The sequence below is a fragment of the Streptomyces fuscichromogenes genome, assembly GCF_014645815.1.
Taxonomy (GTDB): Bacteria; Actinomycetota; Actinomycetes; order Streptomycetales; family Streptomycetaceae; genus Streptomyces; species Streptomyces fuscichromogenes.
The window spans coordinates 349,362-366,707 of record NZ_BMML01000010.1 but is presented as its reverse complement, the minus strand read 5'-3'; the positions used below and the strand labels follow the sequence as shown (position 1 = coordinate 366,707).

General features: G+C 70.9%; 18 protein-coding genes. 7 read left to right on the top strand and 11 right to left on the bottom strand.

The genetic code is table 11. The annotated features are described in order from the left end of the window. The coding region (locus tag IEZ11_RS23975; protein WP_189264904.1) for an ATP-binding cassette domain-containing protein at positions 1 to 573 on the top strand (573 nt) is incomplete at its 5' end. A 202-nt stretch (positions 574 to 775) separates the two neighbouring features. On the opposite strand, the gene IEZ11_RS23970 is transcribed toward IEZ11_RS23975, so the two are convergent. Beyond that, complete coding sequence (locus tag IEZ11_RS23970; RefSeq protein ID WP_189264903.1) at positions 776 to 1,150, bottom strand: cupin domain-containing protein; 375 nt, start codon at positions 1,148 to 1,150, stop codon at positions 776 to 778. 94 nt (positions 1,151 to 1,244) lie between these two features. Between IEZ11_RS23970 and IEZ11_RS23965 the strand changes: the two genes are divergently transcribed. The 3 genes from IEZ11_RS23965 (at position 1,245) to IEZ11_RS23955 (ending at position 3,248) form a co-directional block, all read left to right on the top strand. Further along, positions 1,245 to 1,691: a MarR family winged helix-turn-helix transcriptional regulator gene (locus IEZ11_RS23965; RefSeq protein WP_189264902.1), complete on the top strand. Its 447-nt coding sequence runs from the start codon at positions 1,245 to 1,247 to the stop codon at positions 1,689 to 1,691. Between the two features lie 169 nt (positions 1,692 to 1,860). Next, positions 1,861 to 2,721 carry an alpha/beta fold hydrolase gene (locus tag IEZ11_RS23960; RefSeq protein WP_189264901.1) on the top strand — a complete coding sequence of 287 codons (861 nt, stop codon included), beginning with the start codon at positions 1,861 to 1,863 and terminating at the stop codon, positions 2,719 to 2,721. Between the two features lie 314 nt (positions 2,722 to 3,035). Next, positions 3,036 to 3,248, top strand: a complete 213-nt coding sequence (locus IEZ11_RS23955) for a hypothetical protein (protein WP_189264900.1) — start codon at positions 3,036 to 3,038, stop codon at positions 3,246 to 3,248. A gap of 20 nt (positions 3,249 to 3,268) precedes the next feature. Here the strand turns inward: IEZ11_RS23955 and IEZ11_RS52000 are convergent, their stop codons facing one another. Next, on the bottom strand, positions 3,269 to 3,403 hold the full coding sequence (locus tag IEZ11_RS52000; protein ID WP_268239921.1) for a hypothetical protein: 135 nt from the start codon (positions 3,401 to 3,403) through the stop codon (positions 3,269 to 3,271). 140 nt (positions 3,404 to 3,543) lie between these two features. Here IEZ11_RS52000 and IEZ11_RS23950 point away from each other — a divergent pair, with 140 nt between their 5' ends. Beyond that, the gene (locus tag IEZ11_RS23950; protein ID WP_189264899.1) at positions 3,544 to 4,158 is read left to right on the top strand and encodes a class I SAM-dependent methyltransferase; all 615 of its coding nucleotides are present in this window, start codon (positions 3,544 to 3,546) and stop codon (positions 4,156 to 4,158) included. 10 nt (positions 4,159 to 4,168) lie between these two features. Here IEZ11_RS23950 and IEZ11_RS23945 read toward each other — a convergent pair whose 3' ends face one another. Then, the gene (locus IEZ11_RS23945) at positions 4,169 to 4,669 is read right to left on the bottom strand and encodes a ribonuclease FAU-1 family protein (RefSeq protein ID WP_189264898.1); all 501 of its coding nucleotides are present in this window, start codon (positions 4,667 to 4,669) and stop codon (positions 4,169 to 4,171) included. Further along, entirely contained in the window at positions 4,650 to 5,579 is a 930-nt protein-coding gene (locus IEZ11_RS23940) for a GNAT family N-acetyltransferase (RefSeq protein ID WP_189264897.1), read from the bottom strand. The genes IEZ11_RS23945 and IEZ11_RS23940 overlap by 20 nt, the downstream gene beginning before the upstream one ends. A 69-nt stretch (positions 5,580 to 5,648) precedes the next feature. Between IEZ11_RS23940 and IEZ11_RS23935 the strand changes: the two genes are divergently transcribed. After that, complete coding sequence (locus IEZ11_RS23935; RefSeq protein WP_189264896.1) at positions 5,649 to 6,020, top strand: GntR family transcriptional regulator; 372 nt, start codon at positions 5,649 to 5,651, stop codon at positions 6,018 to 6,020. Positions 6,021 to 6,211: 191 nt separating this feature from the next. Here IEZ11_RS23935 and IEZ11_RS23930 read toward each other — a convergent pair whose 3' ends face one another. Both IEZ11_RS23930 and IEZ11_RS23925 read right to left on the bottom strand, forming a co-directional pair. Continuing rightward, positions 6,212 to 6,982 carry a DUF72 domain-containing protein gene (locus tag IEZ11_RS23930; protein WP_189264895.1) on the bottom strand — a complete coding sequence of 257 codons (771 nt, stop codon included), beginning with the start codon at positions 6,980 to 6,982 and terminating at the stop codon, positions 6,212 to 6,214. A gap of 19 nt (positions 6,983 to 7,001) precedes the next feature. Then, positions 7,002 to 8,096 (bottom strand): DUF5925 domain-containing protein, encoded by a 1,095-nt coding sequence (locus tag IEZ11_RS23925; RefSeq protein ID WP_189264894.1) that lies wholly within the window; start codon positions 8,094 to 8,096, stop codon positions 7,002 to 7,004. Positions 8,097 to 8,272: 176 nt separating this feature from the next. On the opposite strand from IEZ11_RS23925, the gene IEZ11_RS23920 reads away from it, so the two are divergent. After that, a complete protein-coding gene (locus IEZ11_RS23920) occupies positions 8,273 to 9,697 on the top strand; it encodes a GH39 family glycosyl hydrolase (protein ID WP_189264893.1) in 1,425 nt (474 codons plus the stop codon). Between the two features lie 34 nt (positions 9,698 to 9,731). On the opposite strand, the gene IEZ11_RS23915 is transcribed toward IEZ11_RS23920, so the two are convergent. The 5 genes from IEZ11_RS23915 to IEZ11_RS23895 form a co-directional block, all read right to left on the bottom strand. Further along, on the bottom strand, positions 9,732 to 13,505 hold the full coding sequence (locus tag IEZ11_RS23915) for a lipopolysaccharide biosynthesis protein (RefSeq protein WP_189264892.1): 3,774 nt from the start codon (positions 13,503 to 13,505) through the stop codon (positions 9,732 to 9,734). Further along, the gene (locus IEZ11_RS23910) at positions 13,498 to 14,298 is read right to left on the bottom strand and encodes a polysaccharide deacetylase family protein (protein ID WP_189264891.1); all 801 of its coding nucleotides are present in this window, start codon (positions 14,296 to 14,298) and stop codon (positions 13,498 to 13,500) included. Before IEZ11_RS23910 ends, IEZ11_RS23915 begins: the two co-directional genes overlap by 8 nt. Next, a complete protein-coding gene (locus tag IEZ11_RS23905) occupies positions 14,291 to 15,289 on the bottom strand; it encodes a glycosyltransferase family 2 protein (protein ID WP_189264890.1) in 999 nt (332 codons plus the stop codon). The genes IEZ11_RS23910 and IEZ11_RS23905 overlap by 8 nt, the downstream gene beginning before the upstream one ends. Next, a complete protein-coding gene (locus IEZ11_RS23900) occupies positions 15,286 to 16,107 on the bottom strand; it encodes a glycosyltransferase family 2 protein (protein WP_189264889.1) in 822 nt (273 codons plus the stop codon). Before IEZ11_RS23900 ends, IEZ11_RS23905 begins: the two co-directional genes overlap by 4 nt. 422 nt (positions 16,108 to 16,529) lie before the next feature. Then, positions 16,530 to 16,973, bottom strand: a complete 444-nt coding sequence (locus IEZ11_RS23895; protein WP_229713304.1) for a hypothetical protein — start codon at positions 16,971 to 16,973, stop codon at positions 16,530 to 16,532. Between the last annotated feature and the right edge of the window lie 373 nt (positions 16,974 to 17,346).

Here is a 17,346-nt window from a genome sequence, read left to right as displayed (position 1 = left end):
GTCCCCCTGATGCCGGTGTGGCGCAACTTCTTCCTCGGCTCCGAGATGACCAAGGGCCCCTGGCCGCTGCGTCGTTTGGACATCGAGCGGATGAAGCGGACCGCCGACGAAGAGCTACGCAACATGGGCATCGTCCTGGACGATTTGGAACGACCCATCGGTACCCTCTCCGGCGGTCAGCGCCAGTGTGTGGCGATCGCCCGTGCGGTCTACTTCGGCGCCCGCGTCCTCATCCTCGACGAGCCGACGGCCGCCCTCGGCGTCAAGCAGTCCGGTGTGGTGCTGAAGTATGTGGCCGCCGCCCGTGACCGCGGCCTCGGCGTCATCTTCATCACCCACAACCCGCACCACGCCTACATGGTCGGCGACCACTTCAGCGTGCTGCGCCTCGGCACCCTGGAACTCTCCGCCTCCCGCGACCGGATCGACTTGGAGGAGCTGACCAACCACATGGCCGGCGGCGCCGAACTCGCGGCCCTCAAGCACGAACTGTCCCAGGTGCGGGGCGTGGACGTGGCGGCGCTCCCGGAAGAGGGGGGCGTCACGGCATCGGTCGCCGCTCCGACCGAGTGAGGCGATGAGGCCGCGGGCACAGGTGGTCGCCGAGGTCGGCAGGGCCCGCTTGCGGCCGTCGGTGAGGCGTCCATGGTGCGGGCCGGTTCCGGTGACGCACGGGCCGGCCCCGCGGCTCCGGCCGTTCCGAACGTGCTCGGCACCTCGATCGGCGCGGGACCGGGCATCCGGGGAGCGCGTGGCACGGGCGTGTTCCGCCAGGTCAGTTGGCCCACGGCGGCATGACCCGGGTGCCGTCGGCCAGCTCGGCCGCGAGGCCGATGGACGTGGTGACCCAGGAGAGCGCGGTGTGGTCGGTCGGGTTCTCGACGGCGAGGGTGGCACCGGGGTTGACGATGACGGTGTCCCCGGCGCGGACGCGTTCGGTACAGCCGTCGACCGTCATCAGGAGTTCGCCGACGAGCAGGTGGAAGATCTCCTCCCGGGTGACGGTGTGGGCGGGGGCCTTGGTCCCGGCCGGTATCTCTCCTCGCCAGGCGCACAGTTCCTTGCTGCCGGTGCGGGGAGTGGCGTAGGCGACGAAGCGGGCGCCGTGGAGCTCGTGGGTGGTGGCCTCGGCGGAGCGGATGACGGGCATGGGTGCCTCCGGACGGGATGGTCAAGTAGCTTGACTATGTCGCCTACATGGTCAAGCCGCTTGACTGGTTCGTCAAGGGTGTTTCAATGCCTCCGTGCAGAACTCCGAGGCCATGGCCCTGTCCGCCGCCCTGCTCGCTACTGCTGGTGACCTCGTCCGGCGCATTGACGAAGGGGTCGTCGCCCGCGGCTTCGAGGGGGTCAGGCCCGCCCATGGCTTCGCCTTCGCGCGGCTCGCCCCGGACGGGGCCACCGTCACCGAGCTCGCCGTGCACCTCGGGGTGACCAAACAGGCGGCAAGTCAGCTTGTCGACGACATCGTGCGTAAGGGGTATGCCGAGCGCCGACCGCACCCCGGGGACGCGAGGGCGCGGCTGATCGTGCTCACCGAGCGGGGATGGGCGTGCGCGCGGGCCGCGGAGGAGGCGGCCGCGGAGGTCGTCCGGGGCTGGGGCGATGTGCTGGGGGAGGGGGAAGTGCGCGTGTTGCGGGGGTGTTTGGCCCGTATCGCGCCCTATGGTCCCCTCAGGCCCAACTGGTGACATCCCGTCAGATGGGTGGCGTGCGGTAGTTACTCGGAAGTTTTACCGACGCGTAACTTCACGCTTGCACTACTCGTCCGTAACTTGATGGGTGAACAGCATCCTTCGTGATCCGGATCACAGGGCGTAAGGCCGTCGCACATCCCTTGAGCCGCAAGGAGATCACCCGATGCTGCCCTGGAAACGAGTGCTCAGACCCCTGACCGCACTGCTCCTCGCCGCCGCCGTCGCCACCGTTCCCGCCGCCACCGCCCATGCGTCGAGCGCCCCCACCACCGGTTGGAACGACTACTCCTGCCGCCCCTCCGCAGCCCACCCCCGCCCGGTGATCCTGGTCCACGGCACCCTCGGCAACTCCGTCGACAACTGGCTCTCCCTCGCCCCGTACCTGGAGGACCGCGGCTACTGCGTCTTCTCCCTCGACTACGGCCAGCTGGACGGCGTCCCCGTCTTCTACGGCCTCGGTCCCATCGACAAGTCGGCAGAGCAACTCTCCGCCTTCGTGGACAAAGTGCTCGCCGCGACCGGCGCCGCCAAGGCCGACCTCGTCGGTCACTCCCAGGGCGGCATGATGCCCCGCTACTACCTGAAGTTCCTCGGCGGTGCCGCCAAGGTGAACGCCCTCGTCGGCCTCGCCCCCGACAACCACGGCGCCACTCTCAGCGGCCTCACCAACCTGCTGCCGTACTTCCCCGGCGCCTCGGACCTGATCAAGGCCACCACCCCCGGTCTCGCCGACCAGATCCCCGGCTCCGCCTTCCTCACCAAGCTCAACGCGGGCGGCGACACCGTCTCCGGAGTGCGCTACACGGTCATCGCCACCAAGTACGACGAGGTGGCGACGCCCTGGCAGAGCCAGTACCTGAGCGGCTCCGACGTCCACAACGTCCTGCTCCAGGACCTCTGCTCGCTCGACCTCTCCGAGCACGTGGCGATCGGGCTCTTCGACCGGATCGCCTTCCATGAGGTGGCCAACGCGCTCGACCCGGCGCACGCCACCGACACCACCTGTGCGTCGGCGTTCAGCTGAGCCGCTGCCCAACTGAACGCCGCCGGGGCCTGTCCGGCCTGAGCCGCCGGTCAGGCCCCGGAGTCATGAGGGATCAGCGCCGGGGCGAGCGCCGCCGTGCCGACAGGGGCCTGACGGCGTGTTGCGGGCATGCGGGGACTCCTCGGGGCGGTCCTCGGAGCGGGCTCGGTCCCGCCGGGCCGAATCCCGTGGGGGCGATCAGAAAGCTAGCCCCAGAGAACCGCGGAATCGCCTGCTGGGAGCGGGCGACGGAGATCCTTATGGTCGCCTTAAGGGAGTGCTCAGACTGCGCTGAGGTAGCTAGCGTTCACGCCATGACCGACGACGACATCCGGCCCGCCCGGGCCGTCGACGCACTAGCGGTGAAGGCCGTGACCGATATGGCGTACCGCCACTACATCGCGCGGATCGGGGTGGTGCCGCAGCCCATGGCGGCAGACCATATGGCGAAGTACGGCTACGAAGTCGTCGAGCGGCGGGTGGACGGGCCCTATGACCGCATCCACTACCGCAAGCGACTGGACTGAAGCGCGGGGGACGGGCGTGGTCAGCCGTCCGGCCACCAGGTTCGTGCGATGTCCTTCCGCACCTCCGGGCGTCCGGCGGGGCGCTCGTCGGCCTCCTCGCGGATCCGGCGGCTGTCCGTCCTCTTCAGGGGCTTCTGCACGGTTTCGCGGCGCATGGCTGCCTCCTTCAGTGCCTACCGAGATCCGTGTTGTCACGGAGATAGACGCTTTTGGCGAGAGTTCCTCATCGATGCCGGTCTGTCAGTGGTCGCAGTCACATGGATCGAGTGTCAGTGGTGGGTGTCACGCTGGGGGCATGACGAACGACAGTGATCGAACAGTTGTGGCGAGTGTCGACTGGGATGCGCAGGCCGCCACCTTCGACGCGGAGCCCGATCATGGGCTGGGCGCCCCCGAGGTCCGCGCGGCCTGGGCGGAGCGCCTGGCGGCGTGGCTGCCCGCCCGCCCCGCCGACATCCTCGACCTCGGCTGCGGCACCGGCAGCCTGTCCCTCCTCGCCGCCGAGCAGGGGCACCGGGTCACCGGGGTCGACAACTCCCCGGCGATGCTGGAGCGGGCCCGCGTCAAGCTCGCCGGCCGTGACCCGGTGTTCCTCCTCGGTGACGCGGCGGTCCCGCCGGTGGGCGAGCAGCTGTTCGACACCGTGCTCGTACGGCATGTGCTGTGGGCGCTGCCCGACCCCGCGCGCGTGCTTCGGCACTGGCGGGGGCTGCTTCGGCCCGGCGGGCGGTTCGTGCTGGTGGAGGGTGTGTGGGGAGCCGTGGCCCCCGTCGGCATACCCGCCGGGCGGCTCACCGCCCTGCTCGCGCCGCTCGCCGCGGACGTGCGCGTGGAGCGGCTGTCCGAGGCGGCGGTGCTGTGGGGGAAGGAGGTGGACGACGAGCGGTACGCGGTGGTGGCGACGGTGTGAGCAGGGCGCCTCAGGACAGCAGGGCGGCGAAATCCGGCCCGTGGGCCAGCGCCTCCAGCGTGTCGAGCGCGGTCACGGCCGCCGCCGCGGCCTCCGGGTCCCGCTCCGCCAGCCCGCTCTCGGCGAACTCGTCCTCGTCCAGCCGACGTACGTCCGTGCCGTCGGCGGACCGCCACAGGTCCAGGTCGAGGTCCTCGACGACCAGTCGACCGCCATCGAGCGTCGCCGGCCGGGTGACGTCGCAGTACCAGCCCTTCAGTGTGCCGTCGGCGGCGCGCACCTCCTTGACGGCGTACCAGCGGTCGCGCCAGTAGAACTCGGTGAAGACATCACCCTGTTCGAAACGGACGAAGCCGAACTCCCGGGCCGCGTCGCCGGCCCAGGGAGCGCGCACGGCGATCCGGTTGCCGTCGTCGTGCAGCAGCTCGGCGGGGTAACGGATCTTCGTGCGGCCCGCCTTGACCAGCACCACCTCCACCGTGCCTGCCGGTTCAGCCGAGTTCGCGGACATACCTGACCTCCGTCGCGCAGATGTCGTACCCGAACCACTTGTTGATCGCCAGCATCGGTCCGTTGCCGCTGTCGTTGCCCGTGAACGCCTCCGTGCAGCCGGCGGCGCGGGCGCGGTGCAGGGAGGCGTTCTTGGCGAGCTTGGCCAGGCCCCGGCCGCGGAAGGCACGGGCCGTGCCGGTCATGACGGTGCCGTACCGGGCACCGCCGTCGGTGCGGGCCGCGCTGAAGGCGGCGGGGCGGCCGTCCACCAGGACGACCGAGGTCAGCTCCCGGCTGAACAGCGGGTGACGCCAGGTCCCGTCCAGCCAGACCTCGTAGTCGGCGAACTCCGTGTCGATGTCGCTCGGTTCGTCCGCCGTCGTCTCCGCGTCCAGGGCGAAGAGCGGGCGCGGGTCGTCGGCGAAGTCGGCGGCGGTGCGCAGTTCCACGCCGGGCGGGGGAGCCGGCTGCGGAGGGAGCGTCCCGTGCGCGAGGTCGAGACGGAGGAAGTGGGCGGAGCGGCTCGCGGTGTAGCCGTGCCGCTCGGCGAAGGCGCGGTGGGACGGGGCGTCCAGGACCCAGGCGTACGAGGTGCTCGCGCCCACCGCCGCCAGGTGTGCCTCCGCCGCACGGGCGAGGAGGGTGCCGGCGCCCCGGCTGGTGCGTTGCGGATGCACGTACACGTTGGCGAAGCCCTGGCCCGCCTCCGTGCTCTCGTGGGCGAGGCCGACCTGGGCGGTGCCGATGACCTCGCCGTCCTCCTCCGCGATCAACTGGCGGAAGCGGGCGGCGGGGTGGGTGTGTGTGAGGTCGTGGACCAGGGACTCCGGGGTGCACAGCATGAAGGGGAGGGCGAGCCGCCGGACCCGGGCGAAGCCCTCGGCGTCGGACCGGGCGTCGGGGCGCAGGTCACGCACGATCACTGTCATGCGGCGCACGCTATGCGGGACGGGTACGGGATGCCTCTCATTTTCCGGCGGGTGCGGGAGAATCGGGCCGTGACCTTGAAGATCCACATCGATGACAGCGCGCCGCCGTACGAGCAGGTGCGGGCGCAGATTTCCGAGCAGACGCGGGGCGGGGTGCTGCCGGTGGGTTACCGGCTGCCGACGGTGCGGGGGCTGGCCGAGTCGCTGGGCCTGGCGGTGAACACGGTGGCCAAGGCGTACCGGGCGCTGGAGACGGACGGGGTGATCGAGACCCGGGGCCGCAACGGCACGTTCGTCGCCGCGGCGGGCTCGGCCGCGGACCGCGAGGCGGCACTGGCCGCACAGGCCTACGCCGAGCGGGTCCGGCGACTCGGGCTGGCCGAGGAGGCGGCGCTGTCCGCGGTGCGGGACGCGGTGCGGGCGGCGTACGGGGAACGCTGAGGACGGCTCGGCACCGCCGGAATGCGCCGTCGTGGCTGATCGCCGTCGCGGCGGACGGAAATACGCCGGCGGGGGCTGGGCTGGACGTCCCTGCTCCGCCAAGCCCCCCTTTCCGCCACGACGGTGTCCAGCCACGACGGCGGTGCCCGGCGGTGCCGAACCCGGCTCGGCCCGACACCGCAAGCGTGGCGTCAGCCGCTCGTGCTCAGCTCCGGCGTCCTGGTCACCGTCAGCCCCGCCCGTTCCGCCGCCCTCCCGAACGCCACCGCGTCCCGTACCGCCGCCCCGCCCGGGTCGTTGTTGAAGTACGTGTAGATGTCGGCCTTCTCGGGGTACACCGTGGCGATGCGGTCGACCCACGTCTCCAGGGAACGGCGGCCGTAGCGGGGCCAGGGCGCGGCCCGGCCCTCGTGGAAGCGGAGGTAGGCCCAGTCGGCGGTGCGCCAGAGCGGGGTCACGGGGTGGGCCTGCACGTCGGCCCAGCACAGCGCCGCGCCCCGGCCTTCGAGGACCTCGCGGGTCTGCGGTGTCCACCAGGAGTCGTGCCGGGGTTCGACCGCGACGCGAGTGCCGTGGGGGAAACGGGACAGGCAGGCGTCCAGCAGACCCGGGTCGGCCTTCAGCGTCGGCGGGAGCTGGAGGAGGACCGGGCCCAGCCGGTCACCGAGGCCCGCCGCGTGGCTCAGCAGGCGGTCGACCGGCTCCGCGGGATCTCTCAGGCGTCTGATGTGGGTGAGATAGCGGCTTGCCTTGACCGCGATCACGAAGTCGGAGGGGACCCGGTCCCGCCAGGACGCGAAGTTCTCGCGGGTCGGGAGGCGGTAGAACGCGTTGTTCAGTTCGACCGTGGTGAAGTGCTCCGCGTACGCCTCCAGCCACCGGCGCACGGGCACGTCGGCCGGGTACAGGACACCCCGCCAGTCCCGGTACTGCCAGCCCGACGTTCCGACGAAGAGGGGCATACCTCCATCAAAGCACCGGCTAGAGGTACAGGCCCGCGTCCGCGCCCTCCCGCGCCCCCGGTACCGAGGTCGGCGCCGTGCCCCGGCGCAGTGCGTACAGCTCCGCCAGGGTCGCCCCGTCCCGGCCCACTCCCTCTTCCGTGCCGAGCCAGCCCACCGCCTCGCGCTGGGTCAGCGGGCCCACCTCGATCCGGGCCAGACAGCGGCCGGGGCGGACCACGGCGGGGTGCAGCCGCTCCAGGTCCTCGTTGGTGGTGACGCCGACCAGGACGTTGCGGCCCTGGCCGAGCAGGCCGTCGGTGAGGTTCAGCAGCCGGGACAGCGCCTGGCCCGCCGTGTGCTTGGCCTCGCCGCGGATCAGTTCGTCGCAGTCCTCGAGGAGCAGCAGCCGCCAGCGGCCCTTGCCGGCACCGTCCTCCTCGCCGATCGCGATGTCCATCAGGTAGCCGACGTCGGAGAAGAGCCGCTCCGGGTCGAGGACGCAGTCCACCTGGCACCAGTCCCGCCAGGAACGGGCGAGGGTGCGCAGGGCGGAGGTCTTGCCGGTGCCCGGCGGGCCGTGCAGCAGCAGGAGACGGCCCGCGATGTCCTCCGGTGTCGTCTTCATCAGACGGTCCATCGCGTCCGCGACCGGCGCCGTGTAGTTGGCGCGGACCTCGTCCCAGGTGCCCGCGGAGATCTGCCGGGTGGTGCGGTGCGGACCGCGGCGCGGGGACACGTACCAGAAGCCCATGGTCACGTTCTCCGGCTGCGGTTCCGGCTCGTCCGCCGCGCCGTCCGTCGCCTCGTTCAGCACCTGGGCGGCCAGTTCGGCCGTGGTCGCGGTGACGGTGACGTCGGCGCCCCGGTTCCAGCGGGACACCAGCAGCGTCCAGCCGTCGCCCTCCGCGAGGGTCGCGCTGCGGTCGTCGTCGCGCGCCACCCGCAGCACCCGCGCCTCCTTCGGCAGCAGGGTCGCCCCGGAGCGCACCCGGTCGATGTTCGCCGCGTGCGAGTACGGCTGCTCGCCCGTCGCGAAGCGGCCGAGGAACAGCGCGTCGACGACGTCGGACGGGGAGTCGGAGTCGTCGACGTTGAGCCGGATCGGCAGCGACTCGTGCGGCTTGGCAGACATGTCGCCATGATCTGTCACCGGGGCCCGTGGCGCACCCGTTTTCCGAAGTGGGCGGCGAGTGTCGGATGTGCGCCGAGCTTCCGGAGTATTCCGGAGTGCCCCCCGGTCCTGTCGCACAGCCACCGATCCCCGGTACCTGCCCCGGGGGGCGATTTCCGCCGTTACTGTTGTCCCTGATGGCACGTCATGGGTGGAATTCGGGGGCTCGGCGGTGGCGGCTCACCGCCCTGCTCGGGGTGGGCGTGGCCGCTCTCGCCCTGATCGTGACACTGGTCAGCACACTGCCCGGCGGCGGTGCCGGCACCGCGGGCACCACCCGCGACGGCGACAAGGTGCACGGCACCCCCGCCACCCCGCCGGACACCACCGAGCCGTACGTGGGCTGGGGCTTCACCCACACCCAGTACAGCGCCGACGAGGGCAGTGCGGGCGCCACCGAGCGGGTCGAGAACCTGCTGGCCGAGGACGCCGGGATGCCGCAGGACCAGGCCGTCATGGGCTGGGGCGCCGACAACCCGGAGCCGGTGAAGGGGCGTTACGACTTCGGCGCGCTGGACCGGCGCGTCGACTTCATGCGCAGGTCGGGCGGCACCCCGGTGATCACCCTGTGCTGCTCCCCGGACTGGATGAAGGGCGGCAGGGCCGGGGCGGACAACACCGACTGGAGCCAGGCCGCCCTGGAGACCGCGCCCACCCCCGACCACTACCAGGACTACGCCGACCTCGCCGCGACCGTCGCCAGGCGCTACCCGGACGTACGGCACTTCATCGTCTGGAACGAGTTCAAGGGCTTCTGGAACAACGCCGAGGCCCGCTGGGACTACGAGGGCTACACCGAGCTCTACAACCTCGTCTACAAGGCGTTGAAGGCCGTCGACAAGGACATCATGGTCGGCGGGCCCTACCTCGTCATGGACAGCTTCGACCCACGCCAGACCGAGAACGCCTCCACCACCCTCAAGGGTGACTGGGGCGTCATGGACCAGCGGGTCGTCGACGCCTTCGACTACTGGAACACCCACAAGGCCGGCGCCGACTTCGTGGTCGTCGACGGGTCCAGCTACACCAACGACGACGACCTGCTCCCGGACGAGTTCGCGGCCACCCGGAAGCTGACGGCCGTGAGCGAGTGGGTGCGCAAGCAGACGCACGACCTGCCGCTGTGGTGGGCCGAGTACTACGTCGAGCCCGCCGACGGCCGCGACGAACGCGACGGCTGGACCGAGGACCACCGGGTCGCCGTCCAGGCCACCGGCATGATCGCCCTGGTCGAGGGCGGCGCCGACTCCGGTTTCTACTGGAACCCCGAGGACGAGAAGGGCGGCGCCTGTGCCGGCTGCCTGTGGACGACGACCGACAGCGCGGACGGCGGGCAGGCACTGCCCATGTACGACCTGGTGTCGAGGTTCGGCAGGGCGTTCCCGCCGGGGACCCGGTACGAGACGGTCTCCGTCGCCGCGGACGACGCGCCCGCCGTCCGTGTCCTCGCCAGCGACAGGACCGTCCTGGTGGTCAACACCCTGGACCGGACGATCAGTGCCCAGGTGGACGGGAAGCGGTTCGACATGAAGGCCTACGAGGTCAAGTGGCTCACCCGGTGATATCGGATATCACCGGGTGTGCCGTTCGGACCTCTCACTTGAGCGTCAGGAACCGCTGCGCCAACGAGGCCAGCAACACCGCGAGCAGCGGCAGCGAGAACCAGAAACTGCCTTGCAGAAGCCGCAGTTGACGCACCCCGGGGCGGGCCGCGACCCGCACCACCTCGCGGGCGGTCAGCAGCAGGACCAGCGCGACGGCGGCGAGACCGCCGATCACCGACCACGGCGTCCAGGTGATCCGCGGCCCGATCGGCCCCGGATCGGGCTTCGCCACCGCACCCGCGGGCTGGGTGCGCAGCGCGTACACGGTGGCGTCGTCGTTGACCAGGACCTTCGTCAGATCCCGCCGGGCGTCCAGGTTCCGGATCAGCCGGCTCGCCCAGGTCGCCGAGTAACCGGCGTCCATCTGGAGGTAGGTGACCTGACCCCTGTTGACCATCAGATACGAGTGCGGGCCGGCGTCCTTGAGCGCCTTCACCAGGCCCGACACCAGCACCGGGTCGGTCGGGGCGAGCGTCGGCACGTAGTCGACCCGCTCCATGTCCTTCGCGCCCCACGGAATCGCCGGGGTCACGTCGTCGACCGTGTCGTTGCTCAGCCACAGCAGTCGTACCGTCGGCTTGTCGTGGGCGTACACGTAGTCCATGGCGGCGACCTCGCCGGGCCGGACCCGCTCGAAGGACTCGTTGCCCCAACGTGCCACCAGGAAACCGCCCATGAGCAGCAACCCGGCCACGAGCGCGGCCACCGGCGCCAGACCGGCCCGGTCCTTCTCCCGTTCCCTCGCCATGGCGCCGGTGCGCGGGAACAGGGCGAGCCCGGCCAGCAGGGCCGCCCCCGGCAGGGCGAACATGAAGACGCGCAGCGCCATTTCGCCGCCGTACGACTGCATGCCGAAGCCCAGGAACGGCACGAAGGTCAGGACCAGCAGGGAACGCTCGCGGTACCGGTGGAAGCGGCGGCGCCACCAGCCCCAGACCGCGAACGTCATCATGCTCCCGGCCAGCAGGACCCGGACGTACAGGACCAGCTTGTGGGTCGAACTCCCGCCCTGGATACGGCCGGAGACCGATGTGGAGACATTGCTGCCGACCCCGCCCACCCCGCCGAACAGCTCGTTGAAGTGCCCGGACCAGTACGGCTCGGCCATGAAGCCCAGCCAGACGGCCGCCACCACCCCGAACAGAAGGGGCAGGCCCCGCAGTTCGGACCGGCCGGTCAGCACCAGGGCCGCCAGCACGCCCAGCATCACGAACGGGGTGAGCTGGTGCGCCGGGACGGTCGCCGCGTACAGGCCGACCAGCACCATCAGCAGCACGGCCTGCTGCCGGCGGTTCGTCGGTTCGACCTCCGCCTCACCCGGCCGGAACCTCGTCCAGATGACGTGCGGGGCACGGAACCAGACGAGCAGGATCGCCACGAACATCAGATAGAGCAGATACGTGAAGCCCTGCGGGGAGAAGTAGTCCTGGCCGACCCAGCCGCACAGCACGAAGATCCAGATGCCGGTCCACTTCGCCCGCCAGCTCGCCCGCATCGACCGCACGAGCAGGAACATCGGCGCCAGATAGGCGAGTTGGATGAAGGTCGGCCACCAGCGGATGACCTCGGTGAAGTCCGTGACCCCGCACGCCCGGCCGATGAACGCGGCCGCCGCGAAGAAGCCCGGCCAGCTCCAGCGGGCGTCCAGGTCCGGTACGGCCGAGCCGGTGCGGTCGATGTAGTCGATGAAACCGAGGTGCTGCCAGGCGGTCGGGAAGCGCGGTTCCGTCTCGATCACGGCGGGCAGGGCATGCAGCGACACGACCGTGGCCAGCAGCGTGAGCAGCAGCAGCGCCTTGTGCTCCCGGCGCAGCCGGAGCAGCGCGGCGAACACCGTCACCAGCAGCGCCGCCCCGGCCAGCGTCGGCAGCGGCAGCACCGAGACCAGCCCGAGGCCGCCCATCCGGTCCAGGTCGGCGTCGTCGAGCCGGGCCGCCGGCAGCCAGTAGAGCAGCAGTGCGGCGACCAGCAGACAGCCGAGGACGGCCCCCGCGCGGCTGGGCGTCAGCCGCTTGCGCAGCGAGCGCACCGGCACGGACTCCTCCGGAGCCTCGGCCGGCACCACCGCCTCCGCCTCCTTCAGCAGTGAGACCTCGGCCGGCCCCAGCGAGGCCTCCGCGTGCGGCTCCCGCTCCTCCACCGGCAGCCCCAGGTTCCGCGGCGGTCGCAGCGTCCACGTCGGCCGGTCGTCCGGTCGGTGCTCCGGCCGTACGACCGGTGTACCCGTGGGCGGAGTTCCCGGTCCGGGCCGGACGTCCGGGCGCCGCTCCACATGGTCGAAGTCCACATGGATGCCGAGCGCGAGGGTGTCGGTGTCCAGTGCCCACGCCGGTCCGCGCCTGCGCGGCGCGGACGCGGGCGGGACCTCGCGCGTCCCCAGGTCGGCGAGGTCGCCGTCGGGTGCCGTGCCGTCGGGGATCTCGGCCGGGGCCGTCCGCAGCGTCCGCCACAGCCGGGGTGCCGCGATCGTCACGATCACCGCGAGGCTGGAGATCTCGGCCACGCCCGCTCCGGTCAGTCCCATCCGGGGGAGCAGCAGCAGGGTCAGCCCGAGCACCAGCACACACAGCAGGCCCTGCAGCCAGGCGAGCCCTGCGGTGCGGCTCTGTGCGCGCAGCACCGCGAAGTACGTCTCCATCACGACCCGGAGCAGTGCGCCGACCGCGAACCAGCGCAGCAGCGGGGTCGCCGCGTCCGCGTAGCCGGGACCGAACACGCCGAGGATCCTGGGTGCCCCGAAGAACAGCAGCGCGCAGATGGGGATCATGATCCGGGCCATCCGCCGGAGCGCGGCCCGGGTGTTGCCGGCCAGCCGGGCCGGGTCGTGCGAGCCCTCGACGGTCAGCGAGGCGCCCATGTTGATGGCGAGCAGGTTGGTGGTGCCGCCGATGGTGGTGGTGATGTAGAAGTACGCGTTGTCCTCGGAGCTGACCTGCGAGGCGATGATCACCGGGATCAGGTAGACCACGGCCAGGGAGAACAGCGAGCCGGTGTAGTCGCCGGCCAGGAACTTGCCGATCTCCCGCAGCGTGGGCGGTTTCGCATGGTCCTCGGTCGCCTTGATGTGCCGGGGCACCAGCCGCCGGAACACCAGCCAGCCCAGCGGTACGAACGAGGTGGCGATCGCCGCCACCCAGGAGACGAAGACCCCGGCGGTCGGGATCGCCACGGACAGGGTGACCAGCAGTCCCAGCTTGACGGCCGAGAACACGGTGTTGCCCACCGGCACCCAGGGAGCGTTGCGCAGCCCGGTCAGCACCCCGTCCTGGAGGGTGAGCAGGTTCCAGGAGACGACGGCGACGACGAACCCGAGCCCGTTGAGCGGCCCGTGCAGGAAGCGGTACGACGGCCCCCACACGTTCAGCGTCAGCAGGAAGGCTCCGGCGGCCACCGCCACGATCAGCGAACTGCCCGCGTAGGTGCGGAAGATGAGGCGCCCGGTGTGGCGGCCCGCCACCGGGATGAAGCGGGCCAGGGCGCCGGTGAGGGTCACCGCGGTCAGGCCCGCGAGGAACTTCATCGCGGCGATGGCGGCGGAGCCCTGGCCGACCGCCGACTCGGAGTAGTAGCGGGCCGCGGCCAGCCAGAAGCCGAGGCCCAGGAGGGCGGAGATGCCGGTGTTGAGCATCAGCGCATAGGCGTTCCGGAAGAGTGGACTGCCGCCGGACGAGCCGCCCCGTCCGGGCAGGCGAAGCCGGCGCCCCGACTGCTCGGACGCCGGTGTCCTGGTTGTCGCGGTCTCGGTGGTGGTGGTCGTGTCAGACACGGGAACGGCTGGCCTTCCGGCGGACCTGGCGGGCTCTGCGGAGAACGGCGTACCCCTTGGTGAGGGCACGGTCCCCGGCGAAGGTGCGGGCGATCGCACGGCCTTGCAGCAGCTGTGCGAACTCCGCGGCGTCCGTACTGCGGCGCACGGTGACGCGGCGCAGTGCGAACGGACCCTGACGGCGGCGGGCGAGGGCGTTGCCGACGGCGAGCGCCTGGCCGTACCCGGCCGCCCGCACGGCCTGCCGGACCCGGCGGCTGGAGTAGCCGTACGGGTAGGCGAACGAGGCGGGTTCGGCGCCGAGTTCGTCGAAGACGATCTCCCGGCAGCGCACCAGCTCCGCGCGCAGCCGGTCGTCGTCCAGCTGGTCGAGCTGCGGATGGGTGTGGCTGTGCCCGCCGATCTCGCAGCCCGCGTCCGCGAGTTCGCGCACCTGGTCCCAGTCGAGCATGGCGTCCAGGCCGCCTCCGGTGTCGTACGCGCCCCTGAGCCAGCCCGTCGAGACGAACAGTGTGGACGCGAAGCCGTGCTTGGCGAGCACGGGCAGGGCGTGCCGGTGCACGCCCGCGTAGCCGTCGTCGAAGGTGACCAGGACGGGACGGTCGGGGAGCGGGCCGCCGGAGCGCCAGCCGGCCGCCAGGGCGGCCGTGCTGACGGGGGTCATGCCCAGGTCCCCGATGAGCGCCATCTGCTCGGCGAACGCCTCCGGTGCCACCGACAGCGCGCGGGTGGCGTCGTTGGGCGAGGCCGCGACCGAGTGGTACATGAGGATCGGGACCGGCGCCTCAGCCATGGGGGCCTCCCTCGATCCCGGCGACGGCGAAGGCCGCCCCGCCCCGCCGGGCCCGCACGCTGCCCACCACATAGCCGCCCGCCGCCGTCAGCACTCCGGCGACGATCGCGCCCGCCCGGCCCGCGCCGCCCGGCCGGGCCAGCAGCGCGTCCCGCAGGCCACGAGCGATCCCGGCGGGCAGCACACGCGTGGTGTACCGGCGTTCGGACTCCAGGCCCTTGCCGGCGCCCACGCTGCGGGCGACCAGGGCCTTGGAGAGGCCCTCGGCGTAGGCGCGGGTGCGGAAGTACCCGAAGTGCTCACGGGCCTCGGGCACCCGGTGGTGGATCACCGCGCGGTCGTCGATGAGGAGGACCGCGTCCGGGCGGGCCCGGGTGAGCCGGATGCACAGCTCGGTCTCCTCGCAGCCCAGCGGACGCTTGTCGCCGTCGCGGCCGATGCCGGTGGCGAAGCCGCCCGCCGCGTCGAAGGCCGTACGCCGGAAAGAAGCGTTTCCCCCGAGGACGTTGCGGACCCGGACCCGGCCGGCGGGCAGGCCCCGGTAGGTGCAGCCGACCACCCAGTCGAACTCCTCCGGGAACCAGTCCGGGCGGCGGCCCGAGGCCCAGACCGGCATGGTCCGGCCGCCGACCGCCAGCACCCTCGGGTCGGCGTACCCCTCGGCGAAGCGGCGCAGCCAGTCCCGCTCGGCCACGGCGTCGTCGTCGAGGAAGGCGATCACTTCGCCGTAGGAGGCGGCGATGCCCGTGTTGCGGCCCGCGGACAGGCCGCGGGGACCCGCGTTGGCGAGCACCCGCACCTCAGTGCCCTCCGTGGGCTCCTTGTACTCCTGCGTGAGCCGTTCCAGGAGCGCCGGGTTGTGGTCGACGACCAGCAGGGTCTCCAGCGCCGGATACGACTGGGCGCGCACCGAGGAGACCGCCGCGAGGATGTCCTCCCAGCGGTCCTCGGTGTACACGCAGATCACGACGGAGATGTCGGGATCGCTCAAGACGACTCTCCCCGGCCCGTGCTGAGCATCGGGGAGTGCCGCACCCGCCGGCGCAGGTCACGCCGGTTGGAGCGCTCCTTGAGGATCACCTTGAGGACCCGCAGGCCGTCGCGTACGGCGCGCAGGTTGCTGGTGCCGTGGATGCGGAGGTACTCGTGGCTGGGGATCTCCTGCACCTTCAGGCCCGCCTTGACGACCCGGATGTTGATCAGGGTCTCGATCTCGAAGCCGGTGCAGTCGAGGTCGATCTTGTCGAGGCAGTGCCGCCAGAACGCGTTGTATCCGTAGCAGAGGTCGGTGTAACGGGCGCCGAACTTGCGGTTGACGACCGTGCACAGCGCCCAGTTGCCGAGCTTGCGGACGAAGGTCATGTCGTCCGTGCCGCCGCCGTTGGCGAAGCGCGAGCCCTTGGCGAAGTCGGCGCCCGAGACCAGGGCGGAGACGTAGGACACGATCTCGTGGCCGTCGGCCGAGCCGTCCGCGTCCACCATGACGATGATGTCGCCGGTGCACGCCTCGAAACCGGTGATCAGGGCATCTCCCTTGCCCTTGCCACGCTGTTCGACGACTTTCACTTCGGGCCACAACTCCCGCGCGACTTCAACGGTGTTGTCAGTGGAATTACCGTCCACAAGAACCACTTCGTGTATCCAGGCGGGAAGTGTCTTGAAGACGTAGGGGAGATTCTCCGCCTCATTCATCGCGGGAATCACCACGCTCACCGGCGGTGTGATGGCCAGGTGAGAGGAGATCGGCCGGTATTCGGGACCCATTAACGGATCTTGGCCCGAGGCCGGTGTACGCAGAACAGAACTCATGAGTCTTGTCCCTCTCGTCCGGTGGACCGCCCGCCCCTTGGGCGGCCCGCTTCTGTGTCCGGTTCGAAAGGGGGGTTATCACCCGTGGCACGGAGAACGGATCTCCGTATCCGCAGGTGAGCTGGCAAAGCAGGCCGGTCTGCCGGAAAACGGCAGCCGGTCGCGCGGCACGACTCGGAAACGACAGTGGTCACACGAGAAACGACAGTGGTCATTGCGGTCACCGAGCACGGCACCCCCCTACCGCGCCCCGCCCCGGAACATCGCGGTCCTCAAGCCCTCCCCTGGGGCCGCTGGATGACGATCCGATGCGGGTGAGATGTACGACGGTATTGATGATTGAACCAGTATGGCAAGGCCTGGAAGTGGGCCCCACGTTTTTGTTGGTTCGGCCGTTACGAAACTTTGGCCGACCCTGTTCTTCAACTCGAACTGGTTTTCCCGGCTCGCCGGTGAATCAGTTCGAGAATGCGTTCCACCGGTCGCAGGAGTACCAGCAGAAGCAGCAGAAGGCTGATCACGGTCACGGCGATGATGCCGCCGCGCCAGGACCAGCGGTGGATGGCGAGCATGCCCTGGGCGATCAGCATGTCCAGGGCGACGGCACCCGCCAGCGCGGTGAGCACACGGGCGAACGGATCGAGTCCGCGCAGTGCCAGCCCGATCGCCGCGGCCGGCGCGGCGAGCAGGAAGAACAGCGCGAACGGCCCGCGTGGCGAAGCGCCGGAGTCGGTGAGCGCGAGCAGCGCACCGGTCCCGGCGACGGCCGTCGCGGCCCCCGCGAACAGGGGCCCCAGGTCCCTCCCCGGTCCTGGCCGCGCCCGTTCGTCCGCTGTTGATGATGTCTTGAGCCATATGGTCTGCATGGCCGACTTTGCCCCCCAAGGCGCCGGATGCCGGGCTTCAATGTCGCGCAGCCGAACTGGGGGCGTCAAGCAGGTCTCCGGACATGACCGTTCCCCGGAGACACCTGTTGTCTCCGGGGAACAAGTCGCTCGATTTCGGTGCCTACCGGTGATCGGTTACGACACGGGCTTCCGGAGCGCTGTGTGTCGGGGATCGGCCGGTCGGTGTGAAGAGACGGAGAGTTGACGGCCCGTCGCGCTCCTGTCATGGACGCGATATCAAACGGGCCGGGAACGCGCAGGATCGGTCCGGATAGGGCTGGTTGGGAACCTGAACAGTTTTGGCATGGACACTTCCCGTCAACACGCGTGGTTGCTACGACAGTTGTGGCAG